The organism is Kineosporia sp. R_H_3 (assembly GCF_002198675.1).
Classification (GTDB): domain Bacteria; phylum Actinomycetota; class Actinomycetes; order Actinomycetales; family Kineosporiaceae; genus R-H-3.
Window position 1 is genome coordinate 1 of the sequence record NZ_MWLL01000158.1, and the last position, 24,406, is coordinate 24,406.

Annotated in this window: 22 protein-coding genes and 1 pseudogene; 20 read left to right on the forward strand and 3 right to left on the reverse strand. The window is 74.6% G+C overall.

Translation table 11 applies throughout. The annotated features are described in order from the left end of the window. The 20 genes and pseudogenes from ECOMGDLI_RS16380 to ECOMGDLI_RS16475 all read left to right on the forward strand — a co-directional run. Positions 1-1,797 (forward strand): penicillin-binding protein 2 (locus ECOMGDLI_RS16380; RefSeq protein ID WP_088317940.1); only part of this gene is annotated, 1,797 nt, incomplete at its 5' end. Between the two features lie 95 nt (positions 1,798-1,892). Next, positions 1,893-3,506: a UDP-N-acetylmuramoyl-L-alanyl-D-glutamate--2,6-diaminopimelate ligase gene (locus tag ECOMGDLI_RS16385; RefSeq protein ID WP_233153489.1), complete on the forward strand. Its 1,614-nt coding sequence runs from the start codon at positions 1,893-1,895 to the stop codon at positions 3,504-3,506. Then, positions 3,503-5,050, forward strand: coding sequence for a UDP-N-acetylmuramoyl-tripeptide--D-alanyl-D-alanine ligase (gene murF / locus ECOMGDLI_RS16390; RefSeq protein WP_088317941.1), 1,548 nt, complete (start codon positions 3,503-3,505; stop codon positions 5,048-5,050). The genes ECOMGDLI_RS16385 and murF overlap by 4 nt, the downstream gene beginning before the upstream one ends. Further along, positions 5,047-6,138 (forward strand): phospho-N-acetylmuramoyl-pentapeptide-transferase, encoded by a 1,092-nt coding sequence (mraY, locus tag ECOMGDLI_RS16395; RefSeq protein WP_088317942.1) that lies wholly within the window; start codon positions 5,047-5,049, stop codon positions 6,136-6,138. The genes murF and mraY overlap by 4 nt, the downstream gene beginning before the upstream one ends. Next, complete coding sequence (gene murD, locus ECOMGDLI_RS16400; RefSeq protein WP_088317943.1) at positions 6,135-7,685, forward strand: UDP-N-acetylmuramoyl-L-alanine--D-glutamate ligase; 1,551 nt, start codon at positions 6,135-6,137, stop codon at positions 7,683-7,685. The genes mraY and murD overlap by 4 nt, the downstream gene beginning before the upstream one ends. Then, entirely contained in the window at positions 7,686-8,948 is a 1,263-nt protein-coding gene (gene ftsW / locus ECOMGDLI_RS16405) for a putative lipid II flippase FtsW (protein WP_198954921.1), read from the forward strand. A 2-nt stretch (positions 8,949-8,950) separates the two neighbouring features. Further along, complete coding sequence (gene murG, locus ECOMGDLI_RS16410; RefSeq protein WP_088317963.1) at positions 8,951-10,081, forward strand: undecaprenyldiphospho-muramoylpentapeptide beta-N-acetylglucosaminyltransferase; 1,131 nt, start codon at positions 8,951-8,953, stop codon at positions 10,079-10,081. Positions 10,082-10,158: 77 nt separating this feature from the next. Then, on the forward strand, positions 10,159-11,553 hold the full coding sequence (murC, locus tag ECOMGDLI_RS16415; RefSeq protein WP_088317962.1) for a UDP-N-acetylmuramate--L-alanine ligase: 1,395 nt from the start codon (positions 10,159-10,161) through the stop codon (positions 11,551-11,553). After that, positions 11,550-12,365: a cell division protein FtsQ/DivIB gene (locus tag ECOMGDLI_RS16420; RefSeq protein ID WP_088317944.1), complete on the forward strand. Its 816-nt coding sequence runs from the start codon at positions 11,550-11,552 to the stop codon at positions 12,363-12,365. The genes murC and ECOMGDLI_RS16420 overlap by 4 nt, the downstream gene beginning before the upstream one ends. A 49-nt stretch (positions 12,366-12,414) precedes the next feature. Then, positions 12,415-12,801 (forward strand): Rid family detoxifying hydrolase, encoded by a 387-nt coding sequence (locus ECOMGDLI_RS16425; RefSeq protein ID WP_088317945.1) that lies wholly within the window; start codon positions 12,415-12,417, stop codon positions 12,799-12,801. 248 nt (positions 12,802-13,049) lie between these two features. Continuing rightward, positions 13,050-14,426 (forward strand): cell division protein FtsZ, encoded by a 1,377-nt coding sequence (gene ftsZ / locus ECOMGDLI_RS16430; protein WP_088317946.1) that lies wholly within the window; start codon positions 13,050-13,052, stop codon positions 14,424-14,426. Between the two features lie 97 nt (positions 14,427-14,523). Further along, positions 14,524-15,318, forward strand: coding sequence for a polyphenol oxidase family protein (locus ECOMGDLI_RS16435; RefSeq protein ID WP_088317947.1), 795 nt, complete (start codon positions 14,524-14,526; stop codon positions 15,316-15,318). Beyond that, entirely contained in the window at positions 15,315-16,028 is a 714-nt protein-coding gene (locus ECOMGDLI_RS16440) for a YggS family pyridoxal phosphate-dependent enzyme (RefSeq protein ID WP_088317948.1), read from the forward strand. Before ECOMGDLI_RS16435 ends, ECOMGDLI_RS16440 begins: the two co-directional genes overlap by 4 nt. Positions 16,029-16,067: 39 nt before the next feature. Continuing rightward, positions 16,068-16,613 (forward strand): cell division protein SepF, encoded by a 546-nt coding sequence (locus ECOMGDLI_RS16445; protein WP_088317949.1) that lies wholly within the window; start codon positions 16,068-16,070, stop codon positions 16,611-16,613. Positions 16,614-16,763: 150 nt separating this feature from the next. Then, on the forward strand, positions 16,764-17,039 hold the full coding sequence (locus ECOMGDLI_RS16450; protein ID WP_088288954.1) for a YggT family protein: 276 nt from the start codon (positions 16,764-16,766) through the stop codon (positions 17,037-17,039). 180 nt (positions 17,040-17,219) lie between these two features. Continuing rightward, the gene (locus tag ECOMGDLI_RS16455) at positions 17,220-17,987 is read left to right on the forward strand and encodes a DivIVA domain-containing protein (RefSeq protein ID WP_088288953.1); all 768 of its coding nucleotides are present in this window, start codon (positions 17,220-17,222) and stop codon (positions 17,985-17,987) included. 129 nt (positions 17,988-18,116) lie between these two features. Next, on the forward strand, positions 18,117-18,410 hold the full coding sequence (locus ECOMGDLI_RS16460; RefSeq protein ID WP_198954922.1) for a DUF167 domain-containing protein: 294 nt from the start codon (positions 18,117-18,119) through the stop codon (positions 18,408-18,410). Between the two features lie 244 nt (positions 18,411-18,654). Continuing rightward, positions 18,655-19,407, forward strand: coding sequence for a TraR/DksA family transcriptional regulator (locus ECOMGDLI_RS16465; protein ID WP_198954923.1), 753 nt, complete (start codon positions 18,655-18,657; stop codon positions 19,405-19,407). A gap of 56 nt (positions 19,408-19,463) precedes the next feature. Continuing rightward, a pseudogene (gene lspA, locus ECOMGDLI_RS36850) lies at positions 19,464-20,014 on the forward strand (signal peptidase II); the annotation flags it as partial. Further along, positions 20,007-20,933 carry an RluA family pseudouridine synthase gene (locus ECOMGDLI_RS16475; protein ID WP_088317953.1) on the forward strand — a complete coding sequence of 309 codons (927 nt, stop codon included), beginning with the start codon at positions 20,007-20,009 and terminating at the stop codon, positions 20,931-20,933. The pseudogene lspA and the gene ECOMGDLI_RS16475, both read left to right, overlap by 8 nt. Positions 20,934-20,973: 40 nt before the next feature. On the opposite strand, the gene ECOMGDLI_RS16480 is transcribed toward ECOMGDLI_RS16475, so the two are convergent. The 3 genes from ECOMGDLI_RS16480 to ECOMGDLI_RS16490 all read right to left on the reverse strand — a co-directional run bounded on the left by ECOMGDLI_RS16480 (position 20,974) and on the right by ECOMGDLI_RS16490 (position 24,397). Next, positions 20,974-22,173 (reverse strand): hypothetical protein, encoded by a 1,200-nt coding sequence (locus ECOMGDLI_RS16480; RefSeq protein WP_369812757.1) that lies wholly within the window; start codon positions 22,171-22,173, stop codon positions 20,974-20,976. A gap of 37 nt (positions 22,174-22,210) precedes the next feature. Continuing rightward, entirely contained in the window at positions 22,211-22,900 is a 690-nt protein-coding gene (locus ECOMGDLI_RS16485; protein ID WP_088317954.1) for a PD40 domain-containing protein, read from the reverse strand. Between the two features lie 381 nt (positions 22,901-23,281). Beyond that, positions 23,282-24,397: an SPFH domain-containing protein gene (locus tag ECOMGDLI_RS16490; RefSeq protein ID WP_088317955.1), complete on the reverse strand. Its 1,116-nt coding sequence runs from the start codon at positions 24,395-24,397 to the stop codon at positions 23,282-23,284. Positions 24,398-24,406 lie beyond the last annotated feature (9 nt).

Here is a 24,406-nt window from a genome sequence, read left to right on the forward strand (position 1 = left end):
GACGGTGCGCATCCGGTTCTCGAGCGCCTGGGCAACCCCGACCTGCGCCTGCGCCTCGTCCTCGTGGTGGTCTTCCTCGTCATGTCCGTCCTCGGCGGGCGGCTCGTCCAGCTCCAGGGCCTGGACTCGGAGTCCGTCGCCGCCCAGGCGCTCGAGAACCGGATGCGCACCGTCGACCTGCCCGCGCACCGCGGCGACATCACCGACGTCAACGGCCGGCTCCTCGCGTGGACGGTCGAGCGGCGGCACATCCTCGTCGACCAGAACCTCGTGACGAACTACGAGGGCACCACCGAGCTGCCGCCCGGCCTGCCGGGCGCGGCCCGGGCGCTGGCACCCGTCCTCGACATGGACGTCCCGACGCTCACGAAGAAGCTCTCGGGCAAGGCCAAGGGCGCCTACGTGAAGAAGGATGTCACGCCGGAGGTCTACCGCAAGGTCCGCGAGCTGCGGATCCCCGGCATCGGCGCCGAGCAGGCGAGCCGCCGGGTCTACCCGGCGCAGACCGTCGGCGCGCAGATCGTCGGCTTCGTGAGCAAGGACGGCCGCGCCCTCGCCGGTGTCGAGCGGATCTTCGACCCCGAGCTCAAGGGCACCAACGGGCGCTGGACGTTCGAGCGCAGCGGGGACAAGTACGGCGCGCAGATCCCGACCGGCGTCAACGAGGAGGTCGAGCCGGTCGACGGCAACGGCGTCCGGCTGACGATCGACCAGGACATCCAGTGGCAGGCTCAGCAGATCCTCGAGGCCCAGGTGAAGGCGACCGAGGCCGAGACCGGCTACGTCGTCGTCATGACGAAGACCGGCCAGATCCTCGCGCTCGCCTCGGCGCCCGGCTTCGACGCGTCCGACCCGGGCGCGAGCGACGCGGCCGACCGGCAGAACCGGGCGCTCACCGACGTCTTCGAGCCGGGCTCGACGTCGAAGGTCGTCACGCTCGCCGCGGCCCTCGAGGAGGGCGTGGCCACGCCGACCGACGAGATCACCGTCGAGGGCACGCTGCGCCGCTCCGACCGCACGTTCCACGACGCGGAGGCGCACGGCACCGAGAAGCTCACGGTCGCCGGTGTCCTGGCGAAGTCGAGCAACATCGGCACCATCAAGATCGGCGAGCAGGTGCCGGCCGGGACGATGTACGACTACATGCGCAAGTTCGGGCTCGGCGCGAAGACGGGCATCTTCGGCACGACGCGCAGCTCGGCCACGCTCGCGGAGTCGTCGGGCATCCTCGCGCCGCCCTCGAAGTGGAGCGGCTCGCAGCGCTACACGATGATGTTCGGCCAGGGTCTGGCCGTGACCGCGCTGCAGTCGGCCGACGTCTTCGCGACGATCGCGAACGACGGCGTCCGGGTCGCGCCGCGGGTCGTGGCCGGCACGACGAGCCCGGACGGCGTCTACACCGCCGCACCGGCCGCGCCGCAGACCCGGGTCGTCAGCGCGCAGACCGCGCGCGACGTGCGGCTCATGCTCGAGAACGTCGTCGGCGAGGAGGGCACCGCCCGGCGGGCCGAGATCCCGGGCTACCGGGTCGCCGGCAAGACGGGTACCTCGCAGTACGCCGACCCGACGTGCGGCTGCTACCGCGCGGGGCTCTACACCTCGAGCTTCATCGGGATGGCGCCGGCCGACAAGCCGGAGATCGTCGTCGCGGTCGTGCTCCAGAAGCCGAAGAACGGCTACTTCGGCGGCACGGTGGCGGCGCCGGTCTTCCAGCAGGTCATGTCGTACGCGCTCACCAAGCGGCAGGTGCCGCCGACCCTCACGAAGAAGCCGGACCTGCCGCTGACGTGGAAGTGACGGTGCCCGGCGCCCCGGCGGCCCGCCCCGACCGGTCACCGCGAGGTGACGGGTGCGGGACCGCCGGGCCACCGGGACGGGTAACCTCGGGCGACGTGCCGACTCCCGGCGGTCCCCGCCCCCGCTCCGCCCCTGCCGCAGACCTGGCGGCGGTCGTCGAGCACCTGCGTGCCCGTGGCGCCTCGCCCGTCGAGGTCGTCCTGCCGCAGGGCCCGTCCGCCGAGGTCACCGTCACCGGCGTGACCCTCGCCTCGAAGGACGTCGTGCCCGGCGACCTCTACGCCGCGCTGCCGGGCTCGCGCGCGCACGGCGCCGACTACGCCACGGACGCCGCGTCGTCCGGTGCGCGCGCCGTGCTCACCGACCCGGCCGGCCGGGACCGCGCCGCCGCGACCGGCCTGCCGGTCGTCGTCGTCGAGACCCCGCGGGCCGTGCTCGGCGACCTCGCCGCCTGGCTCTACGGCCACCCCGGCGAGGCGCTCACGGTGCTCGGCGTCACCGGCACCAACGGCAAGACGACGACGACCTTCCTCGTGGACGCCGCGCTGCGCTCGACGGGGGAGCGGACCGGTCTCGTCGGCACCGTCGAGATCCGCTCCGGCGACCGCCGGATCCGCAGCACGGGGACGACGCCCGAGGCGCCGGCGCTGCACGCCCTGCTCGCCGTCATGCGCGAGGACGGCGTCCGGACGTGCTCGATGGAGGTCTCCAGCCACGCACTCGCGCAGCACCGGGTCGACGGCCTCGTCGTCGACGTCGCCGGGTTCACGAACCTCTCCCAGGACCACCTCGACTACCACCGGACGATGGAGGAGTACTTCGCCGCGAAGGCGCTGCTCTTCACGCCCGAGCACGCCCGCCGCGGCGTCGTCGTCGTCGACGACGCCTGGGGCGCGCGGATGGCGCGCGAGTCGCGCGTCCCCGTCGTCACGGTGACGACCAAGGACGGCACGGACGCGGACTGGCGGGTCGTCGGCCGTGACCTCGAGGGCGGCCTGACGACCGCGCACCTCACCGGCCCGGACGGCGTCGCGCTCTCCGTGCGCTGCCCGCTGCCCGGCGACTTCAACGTCGCGAACACCGTGCTGGCCCTCGCCATGCTCGTCGAGGCCGGGCACGCCCCCGCCGCGGCGGCCGCCGCCCTCGGCGCGGCCGGCCCGGTCCCGGGGCGGATGGAGAAGGTCCCCGGCGTCGGCGCCCCCGGGGAGCCCGTCGTCGTCGTCGACTACGCGCACACCCCCGACGCCGTCGCCGCCGCGCTCGACGCGCTGCGCGACGCCGGCCACCCGCTCGTCGTCGTCCTCGGTGCCGGCGGCGACCGGGACCGGGACAAGCGCCCGCTCATGGGCGCCGCCGCGGCCCGGGCCGCGGACGTCGTCGTCGTCACCGACGACAACCCGCGCTCCGAGGAGCCGGCCGCGATCCGCGCCGCGCTGCTCGCCGGTGCCCGGTCGGTCGCCGACGGGGCGACCCCGACGGGGCCGTCCGCGCACCACGCCGAGGTCGTCGAGGTCGACCGCCGCCGGGCCGCGATCGCCGAGGGGGTGGCCCGGGCCTGGGGCGGCGGTGTCCTCCTCGTCGCGGGCAAGGGCCACGAGCAGGGCCAGGACGTCGCGGGCGTCGTCCACCCGTTCGACGACCGGGCCGTGGCCCGCGAGGTCCTCGTCCAGGCCGCGGCGCTGCGCGCTCCGGAAGGGACCCGCGCGTGATCCCCCTGACCCTCGCCGAGGTCGCCGCCGCCACCGGCGGGCGGCTCGTCGACGGCGCCGCACCGGACGTCGTGGTGACCGGCGGGGTCGTCATCGACTCCCGCGCGGTCGCGGCCGGTGACCTGTTCGTCGCGTTCCCCGGCGAGCACGTCGACGGGCACGACTACGCACCCGGCGCCGTCGCCGCGGGGGCGGTCGCCGTCCTCGCGACCCGGCCGACCGGGGTGCCCGCCGTCCTCGTCGACGACGCGCAGACCGCGCTCGGCCTGCTGGCCCGCGCCGTCGTCGACCGGCTGCCGGACCTCACGGTCGTCGCCCTCACCGGCTCCTCGGGCAAGACGAGCACGAAGGACCTCCTCGGCGTCCTGCTCGCCCGCCTCGGACCGACGGTCGCCCCGGTCGGCTCCTTCAACAACGAGATCGGGCACCCGCTCACCGCGCTGCGCTGCGACAGCGGCACCCGGTACCTCGTCGCGGAGATGGGCGCCCGGATGCCCGGCAACATCGCGTACCTGTGCGGCATCACGCCGCCGCGGATCGCGCTCGCGCTCAACGTCGGCACCTCGCACCTCGGCATCTTCGGCAGCCGTGAGGTCATCGCCCGCACGAAGGGCGAGATCGTCGAGGCGCTCGCGCCGGACGGCGTCGCGGTGCTCAACGCCGACGACCCGCTCGTCGCGGCGATGGCGGCCCGGACGACGGCCCGCGTCGTGACGTTCGGCCGCGCCGGGGGCGCCGACGTCCGTGCCGAGGACGTGCGGCTCGACGCCGCGGCCCGCCCGCGGTTCCGGCTCGCCGCAGCCGGCGGCGCGGCCGACGTCGCGCTCGCCCTGCACGGCGAGCACCACGTCTCGAACGCCCTCGCGGCCGCGGCCGTCGCGCTCGAGCTCGGGCTGCCCGTCGCCGACGTCGCGCAGGCGCTGTCCGGCGCGACAGCGGCGAGCCGCTGGCGGATGGAGGTCCACGAGCGGGCGGACGGCGTGACCGTCGTCAACGACGCCTACAACGCCAACCCGGACTCCGTGCGGGCGGCCCTGGAGGCCCTCGTCGCGATGGGCCGGGGCGCCACGTCGGGCGGCACGTCGGGCGGTGCCGCCGGGGCCCGGCGCACCTGGGCCGTCCTCGGCGAGATGAAGGAGCTCGGCGACGACTCGGCCGCCGAGCACGACGCCGTGGGGCGGCTCGCCGCCCGGCTCGGGGTCTCCCGGCTCGTGGCCGTCGGCGACCCCGCCCGCCCGTACGCGCAGGGGGCGACCGCCGGGGGCGCGCCCGACGGGGCGGTCGCCACGGTGCCGGACGCCGGCGCGGCGCTCGACCTGCTCCGTGACGCCCTGCAGCCGGGGGACGTCGTCCTCGTCAAGGCGTCACGCTCGGTGGGCCTGGACCGGCTCGCGACCCGGCTGCTCGAGACGCCCGTGACCGTCGGTGGCGGCGTGGCGGACGGCGGGTCGTCGGCTCCCGGCGTGCCGGTCCCGCCTGTCGCGGTCGCGGCAGGGGAAGATGTCGAAGATCGTGCCGGTCGGAAGGAGGGGAGCGCGCCGTGAGGGCAGTACTCATCGCGGCGGGGATCTCGCTCTTCTGCGGCCTCTTCGGGACCCCGCTGTACATCCGCTTCCTCGTCAAGCGCGGCTACGGCCAGTTCATCCGTGACGACGGCCCGACCTCGCACCACACCAAGCGCGGGACGCCCACGATGGGCGGCGTCGTCATCATCGGGTCCGCGCTGCTGGCCTACGCCGCGGCGCACATCGCGACGCTCCGGCCGCCGACGGCGTCCGCCCTGCTCGTGCTCTTCCTCATGACGGGCCTCGGTCTCGTCGGCTTCCTCGACGACTTCATCAAGATCACCAAGCAGCGCAGCCTCGGCCTGCGCGCCGGTGCCAAGCTCGCCGGGCAGTCCGTCGTCGCGGTCGCGTTCGCGATCCTCGCGACCCGGTTCCGCAGCGACAACAACCTCACGCCCGCCTCGTACCGGATCTCGTTCATCCGGGACACCGGCCTCAACCTCGCCTTCGCGGGGGCCACGATCGGCGTCGTCCTCTTCGTCATCTGGGCGTACGTCATGATCGCGGCGACGAGCAACGGCGTGAACCTCACCGACGGGCTCGACGGGCTCGCCACCGGTGCGAGCGTCATGACCTTCGCGTCGTACGTCCTCATCGGGATCTGGCAGTCCAACCAGTCGTGCCAGATCGTCGACGACGTCGTCGCGGGCGGGAAGTGCTACGACGTCCGCGACCCGCTCGACCTCGCGGTCGTCGCGGCGTGCGTCATGGGCGCCTGCTTCGGGTTCCTCTGGTGGAACGCCTCGCCGGCGAAGATCTTCATGGGTGACACCGGCTCGCTCGCCCTCGGCGGTGCGCTCGCGGGCCTCGCGATCCTCTCCCGGACCGAGCTGCTCCTCGTGCTCCTCGGCGGCCTGTTCGTCCTCATCTCGCTGTCGGTCATCATCCAGGTCGGCTTCTTCAAGATGACCGGCAAACGGGTCTTCCGGATGGCCCCGCTCCAGCACCACTTCGAGCTCGCGGGCTGGGGCGAGGTGACGATCGTCATCCGCTTCTGGATCATCGCGGGCCTGTTCGTGGGCCTGGGGCTCGGGGTGTTCTACGCGGAGTGGGTCGTCGGCCTATGACCGCGGACGTCCCCCCGACCGGTCCGTACCCTCCGCCGCACGTCACCGACACCGACCGGACGACGCCGCTCACGCACGGCCGGGCCGACTGGGCCGGGCTGCGCGTCGTCGTCGCCGGCATCGGCGTCTCCGGCTTCGCCGCGGCGGACGCGCTCCTCGAGCGCGGCGCCGAGGTCACCGTCGTCGACGAGCGGGCGGGGGAGACGACCCGCGAGCGCGCGGTGATCCTCGAGACGCTCGGCGCCCGGCTCGCCCTCGGCGAGGGCTCGACGTCCCGGCTGCCGGACGGCGGCTGGGACCTCGTCGTGACGTCGCCCGGCTGGCGCCCCGACCAGCCGCTCCTCGCGCAGGCCGGCGCGGCGGGCGTGCCGGTCTGGGGCGAGGTCGAGCTCGCCTGGCGGATGCGCCCGCAGACCGGCGCCGCGCCGTGGCTCACCCTCACGGGCACGAACGGCAAGACGACGACGGTGACGATGCTCGCGTCGATGCTCGCCGCCGCCGGGCTGCGGACGACGGCTGCGGGCAACGTCGGCACGCCGATCCTCGAGGCCGTGCTGCACCCGCAGCCGTACGACGTCGTCGCGGTCGAGCTGTCGAGCTTCCAGCTGCACTGGAGCCACTCGCTGCGGCCGCGGGCGAGCGCCTGCCTCAACGTCGCCCCGGACCACACCGACTGGCACGGCTCGCTCGAGGAGTACTCCCGGGCCAAGGGCCGGGTCTACGAGAACACCGAGATCGCCTGCGTCTACAACGCGGCCGACGCGACGACCGAGCAGCTCGTCCGGGACGCCGACGTCGTCGAGGGCTGCCGCGCGGTCGGGTTCACCCTCGGCGTCCCGGCGGTGTCGATGCTCGGCGTCGTCGAGGACGTCCTGTGCGACCGCGCGTTCGTCGCCGAACGGCAGACCTCGGCGGCCGAGCTCGGGTCGCTCGACGACGTCCGGATCGCCGGCGGCGGCACCCTCGCGCCGCACACCGTCGCCAACGCCCTCGCGGCCGCCGCGCTGGCCCGGGCGCACGGCGTCCCGCCGGCCGCCGTCCGCGACGGGCTGCGCGGCTACACCCCGGAGCCGCACCGGATCACCCGGGTCGCCGAGGCCGGCGGCGTCGTCTGGGTCGACGACTCCAAGGCGACGAACCCGCACGCCGCCGACGCCTCGCTGCACGCCTTCGAGCACGTCGTCTGGGTGGCCGGCGGGCTGGCCAAGGGCGCGAGCTTCGACGACCTCGTCGCCGCGCACGCGGGCCGGCTGCGGGCCGCCGTCCTCATCGGGCGCGACCGCGACCTCGTCCGGGAGGCGCTCGCGCGACACGCGCCGCACGTCCCCGTCGTCGACGTGGACGTCCCCGAGACTGGGTCGGTGACCGTCATGGACGCCGTCGTGGAGCGTGCGGCCGGCCTGGCGCAGGCCGGTGACGTCGTGCTGCTCGCGCCGGCGTGCGCGTCCATGGACATGTTCGTCTCGTACGGCCACCGCGGCGACGAGTTCGCCGCCGCCGTCCGGCGCAGGCTGGGCGCGAGCCCGCCGCCGACCGGGGAGCGCTGAGTGGCGGCCGTCGGGGAAGCGGCCGCCCCCAGCACCTGGACCCGCCGCAGCGTGTGGCTGTCGCGGATCGAGTCGCCGCTCGCGCCGTACTACCTCGTCCTCGGCTCGACGCTCGCGCTCACCGTCATCGGTCTCGTCATGGTGCTGTCGAGCTCGAGCGTCACCTCGCTCAAGGGCGGCACCGGCTCCTCGTACACCGAGTTCCTCAACCAGGCCCGGTTCGCGGCGCTCGGACTGCCGCTCGCGTGGGTGGCGTCCCGGATGCCCAAGCGGTTCTGGACCCGGTTCGCCTGGCCGATGCTCGGCGTCGGCCTCGCCCTGCAGGTGCTCGTCTTCACCGGCATGGGGCGCGAGCAGGGCGGCAACCGGGCGTGGATCTACCTGGGCGGCGGCATCGTCCTGCAGCCCGCCGAGGTCTGCAAGATCGCCCTCATCGTGTGGGGCGCCACGGTCCTGGCCCGCAAGCGGCCGCTGCTCAACCGGACGTCGCACCTGCTGGTCCCCGTCGTCCCCGGGGCGCTCGCGGTGCTCGGCCTCGTGCTGCTCGGCCGTGACCTCGGCACCGCGATGATCCTCATCGCGGTCGTCGCGACGCTGCTGTTCGTCGCCGGGGCGCCGATGCGCTGGTTCACGATCGGCGGCGGCCTCGCGGTCTCGGCCGTCCTGCTCCTCGTGACAGGTAGCCAGAACCGCAGCAACCGGCTCGCCGTGTGGCTGTCCGGCTGCGCGAACCCGGACATGCTCGGCTGCTGGCAGCCGGCGCACGGCCGGTACGCGCTCGCGACGGGCGGCTGGTGGGGCGTGGGGCTGGGCGGCAGCCGGGAGAAGTGGAACTACCTGCCCGCCGCGCACAACGACTACATCTTCTCGATCATCGGCGAGGAGCTCGGGCTGCCCGGGACGTTCGCGATCCTCGCCCTCTTCGGGCTGCTCGCGCTGGGCCTCTACCGGCTCGTCGTCACGAGCGACGACCTCATGGTCAAGATCGCCTCGGCCGGCGTCTTCACGTGGATCCTGCTCCAGGCCGTCATCAACATGTCCGTCGTCGTCGGGCTGCTGCCCGTCATCGGCCTGCCGCTGCCGCTCGTCTCGAGCGGCGGCTCCGCGCTCGTGACGACGCTCTTCGCGCTCGGGATCGTCCTCGGGTTCGCCCGCCGGGTGCCCGGTGCGCCAGAGGCGCTCGCGGCGCGCGGCAGCGTCGTCAAGAGGTCGCTCGCGGTCGTGCCCCTACGGGTGCGCCGCACCGGGAGGAGCCAGCCGTGACCCTGTCCGTCCTGCTCGCGGGCGGGGGCACGGCAGGCCACGTGGCCCCGCTCCTCGCCCTCGCCGAGTGCCTGCTGCGCCGCGACCCGGACACCCGGGTCACGGCGCTCGGCACCGCGGAGGGGCTCGAGGCCCGGCTCGTGCCGGAGGCCGGCCTGCCGCTCGCCGTCGTCCCGCGGGTGCCGTTCCCGCGTCGGCCGGGGCCCGACCTCGGCCGGCTCCCCGGCCGGCTGCGCGCCGCCGTGGCGGCGGCGCGGGCCGCGATCGTCGACTCGGGCGCGGACGTCGTCGTCGGGTTCGGCGGCTACGTCTCGACCCCCGCGTACCTCGCGGCCCGCCGGCTCGGCGTGCCGATCGTCGTCCACGAGGCGAACTCGCGCCCCGGCCTCGCGAACCGGCTCGGCGCCCGGCTCACCCCGTACGTCGCGACGACGTTCCCCGGCACCCCGCTGCGCGGCGCCACCGTCATGGGCATGCCGCTGCGCCGCCGGATCACCACGCTCGACCGGGCGGCGCTGCGCGCCCAGGGGACCGCGCACTTCGGGCTCGTGCCCGGCCGCCCGACGCTCTTCGTCACCGGTGGCTCGCTCGGGGCGCAGCGGCTCAACACGACGTTCGGGGCGGCCTCGGCGGACCTGCGCTCGGCCGGCGTCCAGGTCGTGCACCTCAGCGGCCGCGGCAAGACGGTGGACGTCGCGCAGATCGTCGGCGGCGGAGCGTACGTCGTCGCCGAGTACCTCGACCGGATGGACCTCGCCTACGCGGTGGCCGACCTCGTCGTCTGCCGGGCCGGGGCGAGCACCGTGAGCGAGGTGACCGCGATCGGGCTGCCCGCGGCGTACGTCCCGCTGCCGATCGGCAACGGCGAGCAGCGGCTCAACGCGCAGCCCGTCGCCGACGCCGGTGGGGGGCTCGTCGTCGACGACGCGGCGTGCACGCCGGAGTGGGTGCGCTCGACGCTGCTGCCGCTGCTGCTCGACCCGCGCCGGCTCGACGACATGGGCCGGGCCGCCGCCGCCTTCGGGATCCGGGACGGCGACGAGCGGCTCGCCGACCTCGTCGAGACCGCGGCCCGGCAGGCCGCAGGGGTCGCCGGCGGCCCGGCCACGAGCACGGGGGAGGACGCCCGGTGAAGCCCGACCTCGACCTCGTCGTGCCGCCCGCCGAGAGCCTCGGCGCGGTGCACCTCATCGGGATCGGCGGTGCCGGGATGTCCGGCATCGCGCGCATCCTCCTCGCCCGCGGGCTGCCCGTCTCCGGCAGCGACGCGAAGGACTCCCGCGGTCTCGCCGCGCTGCGCGCGCTCGGCGCCCGGGTCGAGGTCGGCCACGACGCCGCGCACCTGGGCGACGCGCAGACCCTCGTCGTCTCCTCCGCCGTCCGGGAGAACAACCCCGAGCTCGCCGCGGCCCGCGAGCGCGGTCTGCTCGTGCTGCACCGGTCGCAGGCGCTCAAGGCCGTCATGGCCGGACGGCGGACCGTCGCCGTCGCGGGGACCGCCGGCAAGACGACGACGACGTCGATGGTGTCGGTGGCCCTCCAGCACTGCGGCGCCGACCCGTCGTTCGCCATCGGCGGCGAGCTCGCCGACACCGGGGCCAACGCGCACAACGGGTCCGGGGACGTCTTCGTCGCCGAGGCCGACGAGTCCGACGGCACGTTCCTCATCTACGAACCGCTCGTCGCGGTCGTGACGAACGTCGAGCCCGACCACCTCGACTTCTACGGCACGCCCGAGGCCGTCGAGCAGGCGTTCGCGACGTTCTGCACGACGGTGCAGCCGGGCGGGGTCGTCGTCGCGTGCGTCGACGACCCCGGGGCCCGCCGGATGCTCGAGGCGGCCGCACCGTCGGCCGCGGAGCGCGGCGTGACGCTCGTCGGGTACGGCCGCTCGGCCGACGCCGCCGTCCGGGTCGAGGGCCTGCACGCCACCCCTGCCGGCCTGTCCTTCACCGTCGTCGACGCCACGGGCGCGCTCCCCATGACGCTGCGGGTCCCCGGCGAGCACAACGCGCTCAACGCCGCGGCCGCGTTCGCCGCGGTGACGGCGCTCGGCTACGACCGCGACCGGGCCGCCGCCGGGCTCGCCGCCTTCGGCGGCACGCGCCGGCGCTTCGAGGCACGCGGCGAGGCCGGGGGAGTGCGGGTCGTCGACGACTACGCGCACCACCCGACGAAGGTGGCCGCGGCGCTGCAGGCCGCCCGCTCGGTCGCCGGCGGCGGCCGCGTCGTCGCGGTCTTCCAGCCGCACCTGTTCAGCCGCACCCGGATCTTCGCCGGTGACTTCGGCCGCGCCCTGGGCCTGGCCGACGAGGTCGTCGTCATGGACGTCTACGCGGCCCGGGAGGACCCGGAGCCCGGCGTCACCGGCGCCCTCGTCGCGGACGCCGTCCCGCTGCCGCGCGAGCACGTCACCTTCGTGCCGTCGTGGTCCGACGTCGCCGACGTCGTCGCCGCCCGGACGGCACCCGGCGACATCGTCCTGACGATCGGTGCCGGCGACGTGACGATGCTCGGGCCCGAGATCCTCGCCCGGCTCGCGGACCGGTCCGGCGGGGCCGGTCCCGGCCCCACCGGCACCGAGGGTCCGGCGGGCCCGGCGTGAGCCGCTCCACGGCCGAGCGGTCGTTCCCGCAGCTCCTCGGCGACGGCTCCGTCGTCGCCGCGGCGGACCGGTTCGGCGCGCTGGCCCGGGCCCGGCGCCGCCGCCTGCTCGGCGGGCTCGCCGTCGCCGTGCTCTGCCTGCTCGCCGCGGGGTGGATCCTCACCGCCTCGCCGTGGGGGACCGTCCGGCGGGTGCAGGTGACCGGCGTCGACCGGATCGACCCCGCACAGGTGCAGGCGCTCGCGACCGAGGAGCTCGGCCGGCCGCTGCTCCTCGTGCGCACGGGCGCCGTCGAGACCCGGGTCCGCACGCTGCGCCTCGTCGCGGACGTCTCCGTCGAGCAGGTCTGGCCGGGCACGCTGCGGATCGTCGTCCGCGAGCGGCAGCCGGTCGCCGCGCTGCCCTCCGGCAGCGGCTTCCGGCTCGTCGACCGGGACGGCGTCGAGGTCGTGACCGTCGGCTCCGCGCCGTCGTCCGTGCCCGTCGTCCAGGTCGACCTCGTCACCGCCGGGGCGGCCGCCGTCCGGTCGGCCCTCGACAGCCTCGGCGTCCTGCCACCGGCCCTGCGCGCCCAGCTGCGCGAGGTCGGCGCCGCGAGCGGCGACGGCGTGTGGTTCCGCCTCGACGACGGCGACACCGTCGTCTGGGGCGACGCGAGCCAGGTCGACCTCAAGGTCGCGGCGCTCGACGCCCTGCGCCGGCAGGCGGTGCGGGAGCGGGCCGCGATGCGCAAGAAGGGCAACATCCAGCTCTCGAAGCGCCCGGTGACGTTCGACGTCAGCGCCCCGCGCGCGCCGTCCGTCCAGCGCTGACCCCCGGCGCCGGCCGTCCCGGCGGGAGGAGACCCAGGTTCACGAGACCGTGCGCGAGACCGTCCACGCCGCCGACGCGCCCGCGGCCGTCGGTCCCTACGCGCACGCCGTCGTCGCCGGTGACCTGCTCCTGCTGTCGGGCCAGACGCCGATCGACCCGGCGACGGGCCGGCTCGTCGACGGCGACGTCGGCACCCAGACGGCGCGGGTCCTCGCCAACCTCGCGGCGGTGCTCGCGGCGGCGGGGCTGACGCTCGGGGACGTCGTCAAGTGCAACGTCTACCTCACCGACATGGCCGACTTCGCCGCGATGAACGCGGCCTACGGGAGCGTCTTCGAGGAGCCCTTCCCGGCCAGGACGACGGTCGCCGTCGCGGGCCTGCCGCTCGGCGCCCGGGTCGAGATCGAGGCGGTCGCGGTGCGCCGGGCGGGGTAGCGACCCGTCCTGTTCGCCCGATTTCCCCTGCGGGGACACGGAAAACTCCATCGGTGCCGCGACACGCCCGGCCGGTCGTTGAATCGCCCTATGGGCGTCCGTACGGTCGCAGAGCATCGAGTAGTTGACATAACTATAACCCTCTACCTGAGGGTGAGAGTCGTAAGAACGATCCACCGGGACCGACCAGACCGCCCCGGCACGGCTCACTGACCGGCACGTCGATCCGCGAGCGAGAGGCACCCGTCGTGGCAGCACCGCAGAACTACCTCGCAGTCATCAAGGTCGTCGGTATCGGCGGCGGCGGCGTCAACGCCGTCAACCGCATGATCGAGGTCGGCCTCAAGGGCGTCGAGTTCATCGCGATCAACACCGACGCGCAGGCCCTTCTCATGAGCGACGCCGACGTCAAGCTCGACGTCGGCCGTGAGCTGACCAGGGGGCTCGGCGCGGGCGCCGACCCAGAGGTGGGCCGCCGCGCCGCGGAGGACCACGCCGAGGAGATCGAGGAGGTCCTCCGCGGGGCCGACATGGTCTTCGTCACCGCCGGCGAGGGCGGTGGCACCGGCACCGGGGGCGCCCCCGTCGTCGCGCGCATCGCCCGCGGCCTCGGCGCCCTGACCATCGGTGTCGTCACCCGCCCGTTCACGTTCGAGGGTCGCCGCCGCTCGACCCAGGCCGACTCGGGGATCGCCTCGCTGCGCGAGGAGGTCGACACCCTCATCACGATCCCCAACGACCGGCTGCTGTCCATCAGCGACCGGCACGTCAGCGTGCTGGACGCCTTCCGGTCGGCGGACCAGGTGCTCCTGTCCGGTGTCCAGGGCATCACCGACCTCATCACGACGCCGGGTCTGATCAACCTCGACTTCGCCGACGTGAAGTCCGTCATGCAGGGCGCGGGCAGCGCCCTCATGGGCATCGGCTCGGCGCGCGGCGAGGACCGCGCGATCCAGGCCGCCGAGACGGCGATCTCCTCGCCGCTGCTCGAGGCGAGCGTGGACGGCGCCCACGGCGTCCTGCTGTCGATCCAGGGCGGTTCGGACCTCGGCCTCTTCGAGATCAACGAGGCGGCCCGGCTCGTCCAGGAGGCGGCGCACCCGGAGGCGAACATCATCTTCGGCGCCGTCATCGACGACGCGCTCGGGGACGAGGTGCGGGTCACGGTCATCGCGGCCGGCTTCGACGGCGGCACGCCGACCAAGCGCAAGGACGACCGCGCCCTCGGCCAGGTGTCCGGGCGCTCGGTGACGCCGCCGACGTCGTCGGGCTCCGGCGGCTCCAACGGGTACTCCGGTTCGGCGTCCAACGGGTTCCCGACCGGGTACACGACGGCCCAGCCCGCCCAGACCGCCCCGCCGGTGCAGCAGCCGGTCCCGGTGGCCCAGGCGCCGGTCCAGCAGCCCGTCCAGCAGCCCGTCCAGCAGCCCGTGCAGCAGCCGGTCCACCAGACCGTTCCCGCGGCCCCGCCGGTGCAGCAGCCGGCACCGGTCCAGCAGCCGGCGCAGCCGCAGGCCGAGCCGGAGCGCCGCTACGTCGAGCTCCCGACCGAGGCCCGCCCGCCGCGGGTGCAGCGGCCGGTCCCGCTCGACGACGACCTCGACGTGCCGGACTTCCTCAAGTAGCACCTGAGCGGCCCGCCCGGCGTGACCGGGGCGACGACGGCCCACCGGCAGCGTGCCGGTGGGCCGTCGTGCGTCCGGGCCGGATAGGTTCGCGCCCATGGACTCGGGTGTGGGTACGGCGTCCGGAGCATCCGCAGGACCGGTCGCCGACGTCGTCGCCGTCGACCTGGGCCCGGGCGTCCGGGCCGGGTTCACCCGTCGTCCCGGTGGCGTCTCGCGCGGCCCGTGGGCGGGTCTCGACCTCGGTCTCCACGTCGGCGACGACCCGGCCGACGTCCTCGAGAACCGGCGGCTCGTCGAGCGCTGGGCGGGGATGCCCGTGTGGTACCCGCGGCAGGTCCACGGCCGCGAGGTCGCCGTCCTCGACGTACCGCCGGACCCGGGGCTGGCGCTGGGCTCGGGTGCCGACGGTGCGGAGTGCGACGCCGCCGTCGCCGTCGGGCCGGGCCACGCGGTGGCCGTCGTCGTGGCCGACTGCGTCCCGGTGCTGCTCGCGGACCCGGGCGCCGGCGTCGTCGCCGCGGCGCACGCCGGGCGGCCCGGGCTGCTCGCCGGCGTCCTCGAGGCGACGGTGGCGGCGATGGTCGCCCGAGGGGCGGTGCCGGCCTCGATCCTCGTCGCGCTCGGGCCGTCCGCCGGCCCGTGCTGCTACGAGGTGCCCGAGCAGATGCGGGACGACGCGGCCGCGCGCGTGCCGGAGACGGCCGCGACGACCCGCGCCGGGACGCCGGCCATCGACCTGCGGGCCGGCTGCGCCGCCGTCCTGCACCGGGCCGGCGTCGAGAGCGTCCGCACCGTCGGCGGGTGCACGATCGACGACGAGTCCTTCTACTCCTACCGGCGGGCCAAGGTCACCGGACGTTCCGGCGGCATCGTCGGGATCGCGCCGTGACCACGGGCGGTGAGCGCCGGGCCGAGCTCGAGGCGGGGCTCGCCCGGGTCCGTGAGCGTGTGGCCGCCGGCTGCGCCGCGGCCGGCCGGTCACCCTCGGAGATCTGCCTCGTCGTCGTGACGAAGACCCACCCGGCGACCGACGTGACGACCCTGGCGGACCTCGGGGTCACCGACGTCGGCGAGAACCGCGACCAGGAGGCGTCGGCGAAGCACGCCGAGGTCCTCGCCGCAGGCGTGACCGGGCTGCGGTGGCACTTCATCGGTCAGCTGCAGACGAACAAGGCGCGCTCGGTCGCGCGGTACGCCGACGTCGTCCACTCGGTCGACCGGGTGCACCTCGTCAGCGCCCTCGGGAAGGCGGCGCACCAGGTCGGGCGGGAGGTCGAGTGCCTCGTCCAGGTGAGCCTCGACGGCGACACGGCCCGCGGCGGGTGCCTGCTCACCGACCTCGAGGAGGTCGCCGGGGCCGTCGTCGCGACGGACGGGCTCGCCCTGCGCGGCGTGATGGCCGTGGCCCCGCTCGGCGAGGACCCGCGGCGCGCCTTCGCCGTGCTCCCGGCCCTGCGCGACCGGCTCCTCGCCGTGGACCCGCGGGCCGGTCTCGTCTCCGCGGGGATGAGCGGGGACCTCGAGGCCGCGATCGCCTGCGGTGCGACACACCTGCGTGTCGGGAGCGCGGTGCTCGGTGCTCGTCCCGCACTCGGGTAGCGTCGCGACGGAGGGTGACGGACGGAAGGCGGAGGAGCCATGGGCGGCGCGCTGCGGAAGACCATGATCTACCTCGGCCTGGCCGAGGACGACGAGCGCTACGAGGCGTACGACGCCGACGAGGAGTTCGACGAGGCGTACGAGGACGACGACCGGAGCACGCGGCACGACCGCGCCGGGGCGACGTCCGAGCGTTCCGTCGACCGGCTGGACGACGTGTACGAGGAGCGGAGGGCCGCGGTGACGCCGATCGCCCGCGGGCAGGTGGCACGAGTGGTGCAGGCGCCGGCACGGTCGAACGAGCTGCACCGGATCTCGACGATCCACCCGCGCACGTACAACGAGGCCAAGACCATCGGCGAGGCGTTCCGTGGCGGCACCCCCGTCATCATGAACCTCGGTGAGATGGACGACGCGGACGCCAAGCGCCTCGTCGACTTCGCCGCCGGCCTCGTCTTCGGGCTCCACGGCACGATCGAGCGGGTCACCTCCAAGGTGTTCCTGCTCTCACCGGCGAGCGTCGAGGTCACCCCGGCGGACAAGATCCGCAACGGCACGGACCGGGACCTCTTCAACCACGCCTGACCGTCCCGTGCCGGCGCGGCCCCGTCGGTGCGGGGAGCCCCGCCGGTGCTGGACAATGGCGCACGTTGTCGCGTCGTCAGTCGTTGAGCCCGGTACGGGCGGCCGCCGGCCGACCGTCACACCGCCGCGCAGATCCCCGGAGCCACCCTCGTGAACGCCGTTCGCTCGCTGCTCAGCCTCGTCGTCTTCCTCTTCCTGCTCGCCCTGATCATCCGGCTCGTCTTCGACTGGATCCAGGTCTTCTCGCGGGACTGGAAGCCGAAGGGGATCGTGCTCGTCCTCGCCGAGGCCGTCTACTCCGTCACAGACCCGCCGCTGCGGGCGTTGCGGCGAGTGATCCCCCCGCTGCGACTGGGCTCCGTGCAGCTCGACCTGGCGTTCACGCTGCTCTTCCTCGTGACGATCATCCTCTACCAGCTGCTCTGATCGTCACGCAGCGAATCGCCCTGGTGACCGAGGGTTGACCATGGCATCCTGGCGGGGGACCGCGACCGGCATCACGGGGGTCATCCTCGTTCGATCTGCGGCTTCCGATCCGCTACGGTGACGTCTCGGCACGGACCCGACCGGACCCGACGCACCACTCTCTCCCGCGAGGTGACCCTGATGGCCCTGACGCCCGAGGACGTTGTCAACAAGCGCTTCCAAGCGACCAAGTTCCGCGAGGGCTACGACCAGGACGAGGTCGACGACTTCCTGGACGAGGTCGTCAACGAGCTCCGCCGCCTGACGGAGGAGAACGACGAGCTCCGCTCGAAGCTCTCCGTCTGCGAGCGCCGCGTCGGCGAGCTCTCCCGCGCGACGGTGGCCCGCGAGGCCGCCCCCGAGCCCGAGCCGGTCGCTGCGGCCGTCCCGGCGCCCGCGCCGATGCCCGTCGCGGTGCCCGAGCCGGTGCGCAACCCGGCGGCGGAGCTCCAGGCCGTCGGCCAGGGCCCCGAGGCCGCGGCAGGCATGCTCGCGCTGGCGCAGAAGCTCCACGACGAGTACGTCCGCAACGGTGAGCAGCAGCGCGACCGCATCGTCGGCGAGGCCCGCGAGCACGCGGCGCGGCTCGTCCGCGAGGCCGAGGAGAAGCAGCGCCAGACGCTCGGTTCCCTCGAGCAGGAGCGTTCGCTCCTCGAGCGCAAGATCGACGAGCTGCGCGCCTTCGAGCGCGAGTACCGCAGCCGCCTCAAGTCCTACCTCGAGGGCCAGCTCCGCGAGCTCGAGGCGAAGGCCGCCGTCGTCCCGAACCGGGGCCCGCAGCCTGCTGCGAGCCTCGCCGGCAACGGCAACGGCCAGCAGTACTCCGGGCCGCTGCCGAGCCGCGGCGCCTACGCGGCCGAGCCCGCCGAGGCCGGTGGCCAGCAGTACCCGTTCGGCGACCGCAGCTGAGCTCGGCCCACGAGCTTGGCAGCACGAAGCACGGCACGACCGGCAGGGCCCTCGCGCGGGAGTGAGGGCCCTTCCGGTTTTGCGCGTGCCGGGGCGCAGGCAGGCGCCGAGGGCCACCTCGACGTCACGGTGCGGGCCAAGCCCGGGGCGTCCCGGACGGCCGTCGGCGGCCGGTACGGCGACGGGGACGTGCTCGTCGTGGCGGTGAACGCCCCCGCGGTCGACGGCCGGGCCACCGAGGCCGTCGTGGCCGCCGTCGCCGAGGCGTTCGGGGTGCGGCGCAGGGACGCCGACCTGGTCACCGGAGCGACGAGCCGGACCAAGACCGTGCGGGTCGTCGGTGACCCGGTGGCGCTGCGGGCGAGGCTCGAGGGGCTGCTCGGAGGGGACCGCTCACCGCCCGGCGGGGGAGGCAGCGGGTAGGCGCCGGCGGTCAACCCGGCACAGGAGGGTGTCGAAAGAGATACGGAAAGTGATCACCGCAGGTAGATCATGTTTGTCGCTACGCGGCGTGGGCGATTGAGCACGCCAGCACACGTTCCGTATTCTTCGCGGACCGTCGAGGCCCGACATGTCGGGCGGGGGAGGCCCCCACATGGCACAGCGCAGGTCCCTGGCAGCGGTCGCGCGACGCGCGGTCGGCGCCGCCAGGGCAGTGGGAGCGACGGTGACCGGGTCCCGCTCGGGAGCGCCGGCGACGGAACCGGCCCCGGCGAAGAAGGCCGCGGCGAAGGCGCCGGCGGCCAAGGCCCCGGCCAAGAAGACTGCGGCGGCCAAGGCCCCGGCCAAGAAGGCTCCGGCCACGAAGGTTGCAGTCAAGAAGGTGGCGACCACGTCGGCGACCAAGAGCACGGCTCCGGCCAAGAAGGTGGCTGCGACTCCGGCCAAGAAGGCTGCTGCGGCGCCGGCGAAGAAGGTGGCTGCGGCGCCGGCGAAGAAGGTGGCTGCGGCGCCGGCGAAGAAGGCACCCGTGAAGCAGGAGGCGGCCGTCGCGCCGCCCGCACCGGCGCCGGAGCCCACGGTCCCGGACGCGCTCGTCGTCCGTGCCGAGGAGGACCCGTGGACGCCGGCCGAGCTCGCCGAGGTCCGCGAGGAGCTCAGCGGTGAGCTCGACCGGCTGGCCCGCGACATGGCGGCGCTCGAGACGAGCATCGCCGACGTCCTGCGCGACAGCGGGGACGGCGCCGGTGACGACCAGGCGGACACCGGGAGCAAGGCGTTCGAGCGGGAGCAGGAGATGACGCTCCTCGCGAACGCCCGCGAGTCCCGGTTCCAGACCCAGCGGGCCCTCGACGCGATCGAGGACGGCACCTACGGCCGGTGCGAGTCCTGCGGCAACGCCATCGGCAAGGCGCGCCTCCAGGCGTTCCCGCGGGCGACGCTCTGCGTCCCGTGCAAGCAGAAGCAGGAGCGTCGCTGACCCCGCGCTGAGCCGCCGCGGCCTCCCCGCCGGGGGCGGCCGCGGCGGCTCAGCGNGCGACGACGCCCCGCGCCCCGTCCGCCGGGCCCTCGTCGCGACGCTCGTCGTCACGGCGCTCGTCGTCGTGGCCGCCGACCAGTCGTCGAAGGAGTGGGCGCTGCGCACCCTCGCCCCGGGGGCCGCGCCGACGCCCGTCATCGACGGGTGGCTCCAGCTGCGCCTCGTCTTCAACCCGGGGGCCGCCTTCAACATGGCGACCGGGACGACGTGGATCTTCACCGTCATCGCGACGTTCGTCGCGATCCTCATCCTGCGGGTGTCGCGCCGGCTCGGCAGCCGGGGCTGGGCGCTGGCGCTCGGCCTGCTCCTCGGAGGTGCGGTCGGCAACCTCGTCGACCGGCTCACCCGCGCGCCCGGGTTCGCCCGCGGGCACGTCGTCGACTTCATCGAGTACACGAAGTTCCCCTTCATGGACTTCCCGGTCTTCAACGTCGCCGACTCGTGCATCGTCACGGCGGCCTTCCTCATCGCCCTCCTCGGCTTCCGCGGGATCGCCCTCGACGGCACCCGCGAGCCGCGGCCGGGGACGGACCCCGCCGATGCCTGAGCTGCGCTCGCTCCCGGTGCCCGACGGGCTGGCCGGTGAGCGGCTCGACGCCGGTCTCGCCCGCCTGCTCGGGCTGAGCAGGTCCGCCGCCGCGGACCTCGCCGAGGCCGGTGCGGTCGTCGTCGACGGCCGGGAGGCGGGCAAGTCCGACCGGCTCCGCGCCGGGTCGTGGCTCGAGGTCTCCCTGCCCGACCCGCCGTCCGCGGTCGAGGTCGTCGCCGAGCCGGTGCCTGGGCTGCACATCGTCCACGACGACGACGACCTCGTCGTCGTCGACAAGCCGGTCGGGGTCGCCGCGCACCCGAGCCCGGGCTGGACCGGTCCCACGGTCGTGGGCGGGCTGGCCGGGGCGGGCTACCGGATCGCGACCTCCGGTGCGGCGGAGCGTCAGGGCGTCGTCCACCGCCTGGACGTCGGCACGAGCGGCCTCATGGTCGTCGCGAAGAGCGAGTACGCGTACAGCCGGCTCAAGCAGGCCTTCCGGGACCGCACCGTCGACAAGACCTACCACGCGCTCGTCCAGGGCCACCCCGACCCGCTGCGCGGCACGATCGACGCCCCGATCGGCCGGCACCCGAGCGCCGACTGGAAGTGGGCCGTCGTCGCCGGCGGCAAGCCGAGCATCACGCACTACGAGGTGCTCGAGGCGTTCCGGGCCGCGTCCCTGGCCGAGATCCACCTCGAGACCGGCCGCACGCACCAGATCCGGGTGCACTTCTCGGCCCTGCGGCACCCGTGCGTGGGCGACCTCACGTACGGCGCCGACCCGACCCTCGCGGCCCGGCTCGGCCTGACCCGGCAGTGGCTGCACGCCGTCCGGCTCGGCTTCGTGCACCCGGGCACCGACGAGCCCGTCGAGTTCGAGAGCCCCTACCCCGAGGACCTCGCGCACGCGCTCGAGGCGATCGCCGACTCCTGACCCGCCGGGCCGGTCGAGCCGGCCGGCCCGGTGGGCCCGGTCAGCCCGACCCGAGGTGCACGGCGGCCGCCGCCCAGGTGTGCGCGAGCAGACCGGAGACGACGAGCGGGGAGGCCGAGCCGCCGGACGACCGGTTCGCGAGGTACACCGCGACGACGACCCCGATGACCACGAGCGCGGCGAGCACCGCGAAGGCGATCTTCACCGGCGAGTACGGGCGCTCGCCGACGACCGTCCCGGTGTGGGCGTTGACGTACACCTGGAACGTCTTCCCGCCGTAGAGGTAGGCGGCGAGCCAGACCGGCAGGAGCATGAGCTTGAACATGAGCCCGCCGTAGCGGGTGTCCATCGAGTGCACCTGCTGCTCGTCGCCGCCGATGTCCGCGCAGCAGTCCTCGCGGATGACCCCGCGCATGATCTGCTTGGCCTCTTCGAGGCCCTCGTCGGGCTGGACGTCGTAGCGCAGCGCCTGGTATCCGGACAGGTACTCGGGCCGGTAGGCGGTCGCGTTCTCGAGGAGCCACGGCTGCAGGTCGGCGAGCCGCTCGGCCGGCAGCTGGCGGGTGGCGACGACGACGACGTCGTCGAAGTTGCGCGCGACCTGCCCGGACGCCGGGTACCACCGGGTCTTCATGACCTGCCGGGTCCGGGTCTGCGGGCGGCCGTCGACCATCTCGGTGTAGGTCTCGGTCTCCCAGTAGTGCTCGCCGCGCATGCCGGTGTAGCGGGTCGAGGTCGCGGCGTCGTACGTCCAGTGCGGCAGGTAGGTGCCCTTGAGCCGCTCGGCGGTGCTCACCTTCCTGAGCCGGTTCGGCGCGAACCAGCGGGACCGCACCCACTGCCGGATCGCCTCCTGCGCGCCGGACCGGTCGATCCCGAACGGGACGACGCCCTCCGGGGCGATCTGCTCGGCGGCGTCGATCTCGGCGACGATCGGCGCGCCGCAGAACGGGCAGGACGTCGCGAGGTCGTCGGTCTCGGTCGTCGCGCCGCACTTGCCGCAGCGCAGCACGTGCTGCGCGAGGTGGGCGGTGGCCTTGACCGGCGAGGACTGCCAGGCGACGTAGTCGTGCTCCTCGATGACCTCGTCCGACGGGCCGACGGCCTGCTCGTGCCCGCAGTACGGGCACTTGAGGACCGCCGTCCCCGGGGCGTACTCGAGCCGCGCGCCGCACTGACCGCACGGGTACGTCAGGGTGGTCGGGCTGCTGCTGCCACCCGGTCCTTGCGTCACGGACATCCTCCAGGAGTGCTACCCCGACGGTCGGCGGTCGTGCTCACGCGGCCCAGCCGATGCGGCCGGTGCCGCCGTAGAAGTCGCCGGCCGGTGACCTCAGGTCGTCGCCGTCGACGACCTCCCGGGTCCTGCCGGGGACGAACGGGATGACGGCCAGGTACTGGGAGGCCACCGCGCCGGCGCGCAGGAAGGCCAGCCACCGGCCGTCGGGGGAGAAGGCCGGCGAGGTGTGCGCGCGGTGGAGCTCGTCGGCCACCTGCCAGGTGCGTCCCGTCGTCCGGTCGAGCCCCAGCAGCCGGAAGTCGGACTCGGCGACGACGTAGCGCCCGTCCGGGGAGACGTCGAAGGCGCCGGCCCGCGGCGAGACCTTGAGGCCGGCCGGTCCCTGGTCCGTGTACTGCGCGTCGTACACGTGGATCGCGTCCTCGGCGCGCACGAGGAGCTCACCGGTGCCGGTGAGCACCGGCTCGGCGCGGCCGTCGACGGTCGACAGGACCGCACCGGTGCGCAGGTCGTAGACGTAGACGCGGTCGATCCGCTCGGCGTCGCCGTCCTGGGACTGCGGCTCGTCGACGCTGTACGCGAGCCGGGACGCCGTCGGGTCGAGCGTCGCGGCGCTCGTCGGGAAGGACAGCGGGCCGCCCACCGTGTAGTCCGCGAGCTGCTCACCGGCCAGGCTGCGGACCGTGACGTGCCACGAGTCGCTCGCGGGGCCGAAGTAGTCCCACACGTCCCCGATGACCCCGCTGCGGGAGACGCCGACGCCGGGAGCGCTCGACGTCTCGGCGGCCGGGAACGACCGTGCCCTGCCGGTGGCCGCATCGAGGACCGTGAGCTCGGAGTCCTTGACGACGAGATGCCCGGCGAGCCGCCGGGGCGGACGCCGTCCCGCCCGGGTCCGTCGTCGTGCCCGCCCCGCCGGCGCCGATCGGCACGCCCCCGCACCCGGCGAGCGGGAGCGCGAGCAGCGCGCCGAGGACGTGCCGGCGCGGCAGGCCGCCGGCGCGTGGTGCGCCGGCGGGCCCGCCTGCGGCGGTCCCGCCTGTGGTGGACCCGTCCATGGGTGAGCTCCCCCTGACGTTCGCTGGAGGTCGGCGACGGCCCGCGCGGGTCAGCCCTGCGGCGGCAGCGGCGGCGGGGCGCTCGCGAGGAGCGCGGCGACCTCGGGGACGTCCCTCGCGGCCGCCCACTGCGGCATCCCGGTCTTCCACACGAGGGTGTCCGCGGTGAGTCCGCCGGACGCCACCCGGCCGGCCAGCGTGGCCGTGTCGAACGGGCCCTGCTGCTGGCCGTCGACGCCGACGAACCACTGCGCCGCGGCGGGCAGCGGCGGGGGAGCGGGTGCCCCGGCGGGAGCAGGGGCAGCCGGCTGCTGCGGGTTCAGCTGCTGCGCCATCCGGTTGCCCACCGCCATCCCGAGACCGATGCCGATGCCCTCGCCGCCGCCGCCCGGGTTCTGGGCGGCGTCCTCGATGGCGTTGGCGGTCTGGAACTTCGTGTACGCATCGAGGTCGCCGACGACGCCGATCTGGGTCCGCTTGTCGAGCGCGGCCTCGACCTCCGGCGGCACCGAGATGTTCTCGATGATGAACGTCGGGATCGTGATGCCGACGTTCGAGAGGTCCTCGGAGAGCACGCCCGCGATCCGCTGACCGATCTGCTGCTGCTGCGACGCGAGGTCGAGCATCGGGACGCCGGCGGTCGCGAGGGCCGACCCGAGGCGGCCGACGATCATCTGCCGCAGGTACTCCTGGACCTCCTCGGTCCGGAACTGCGGGTCGGTGCCGACGAGCTCGCGGAGCATCTTCGCGGCGTCGGTGACCCGCATCGCGTAGGCGCCGAACGCACGCAGCCGGACCATGCCGAACTCGGCGTCGCGGACGATGACGGGGTTCTGCGTGCCCCACTTCATGTCCGTGAAGAGCCGGGTGTTGACGAAGTAGACCTCGGCCTTCCACGGCGACTCGAAGCCGTACTTCCAGCCCTTGAGCTTGGACAGGATCGGCAGGTTCTGGGTCTCGAGCGTGTAGGTGCCGGGGGTGAACGAGTCGGCGATCTGGCCCTCGTTGACGAACACCGCGGTCTGCGACTCGCGGACGACGAGCTGGGCGCCCATCTTGATCTCGTTGTCGTAGCGCGGGAAGCGCCAGACGATCGTGTCCCGGCTGTCGTCGGTCCACTCGATGATGTCGATGAACTCGCCGCGGAGCTTGTCCATCAGGCCCATCGCATGCCT

Excerpts from the sequence above, each read along its gene's own strand:
- murD (WP_088317943.1), top strand. The coding sequence starts at position 6,135 with ATGACCGCGGACGTCCCCCCGACCGGTCCGTACCCTCCGCCGCACGTC.
- ECOMGDLI_RS16480 (WP_369812757.1), bottom strand. The coding sequence starts at position 22,173 with ATGTCCGTGACGCAAGGACCGGGTGGCAGCAGCAGCCCGACCACCCTG.
- ECOMGDLI_RS16475 (WP_088317953.1), top strand. The coding sequence starts at position 20,007 with ATGCCTGAGCTGCGCTCGCTCCCGGTGCCCGACGGGCTGGCCGGTGAG.
- ECOMGDLI_RS16445 (WP_088317949.1), top strand. The coding sequence starts at position 16,068 with ATGGGCGGCGCGCTGCGGAAGACCATGATCTACCTCGGCCTGGCCGAG.
- murC (WP_088317962.1), top strand. The coding sequence starts at position 10,159 with ATGTCCGGCATCGCGCGCATCCTCCTCGCCCGCGGGCTGCCCGTCTCC.
- ECOMGDLI_RS16455 (WP_088288953.1), top strand. The coding sequence starts at position 17,220 with ATGGCCCTGACGCCCGAGGACGTTGTCAACAAGCGCTTCCAAGCGACC.
- ECOMGDLI_RS16435 (WP_088317947.1), top strand. The coding sequence starts at position 14,524 with ATGGACTCGGGTGTGGGTACGGCGTCCGGAGCATCCGCAGGACCGGTC.
- ECOMGDLI_RS16490 (WP_088317955.1), bottom strand. The coding sequence starts at position 24,397 with ATGGGCCTGATGGACAAGCTCCGCGGCGAGTTCATCGACATCATCGAG.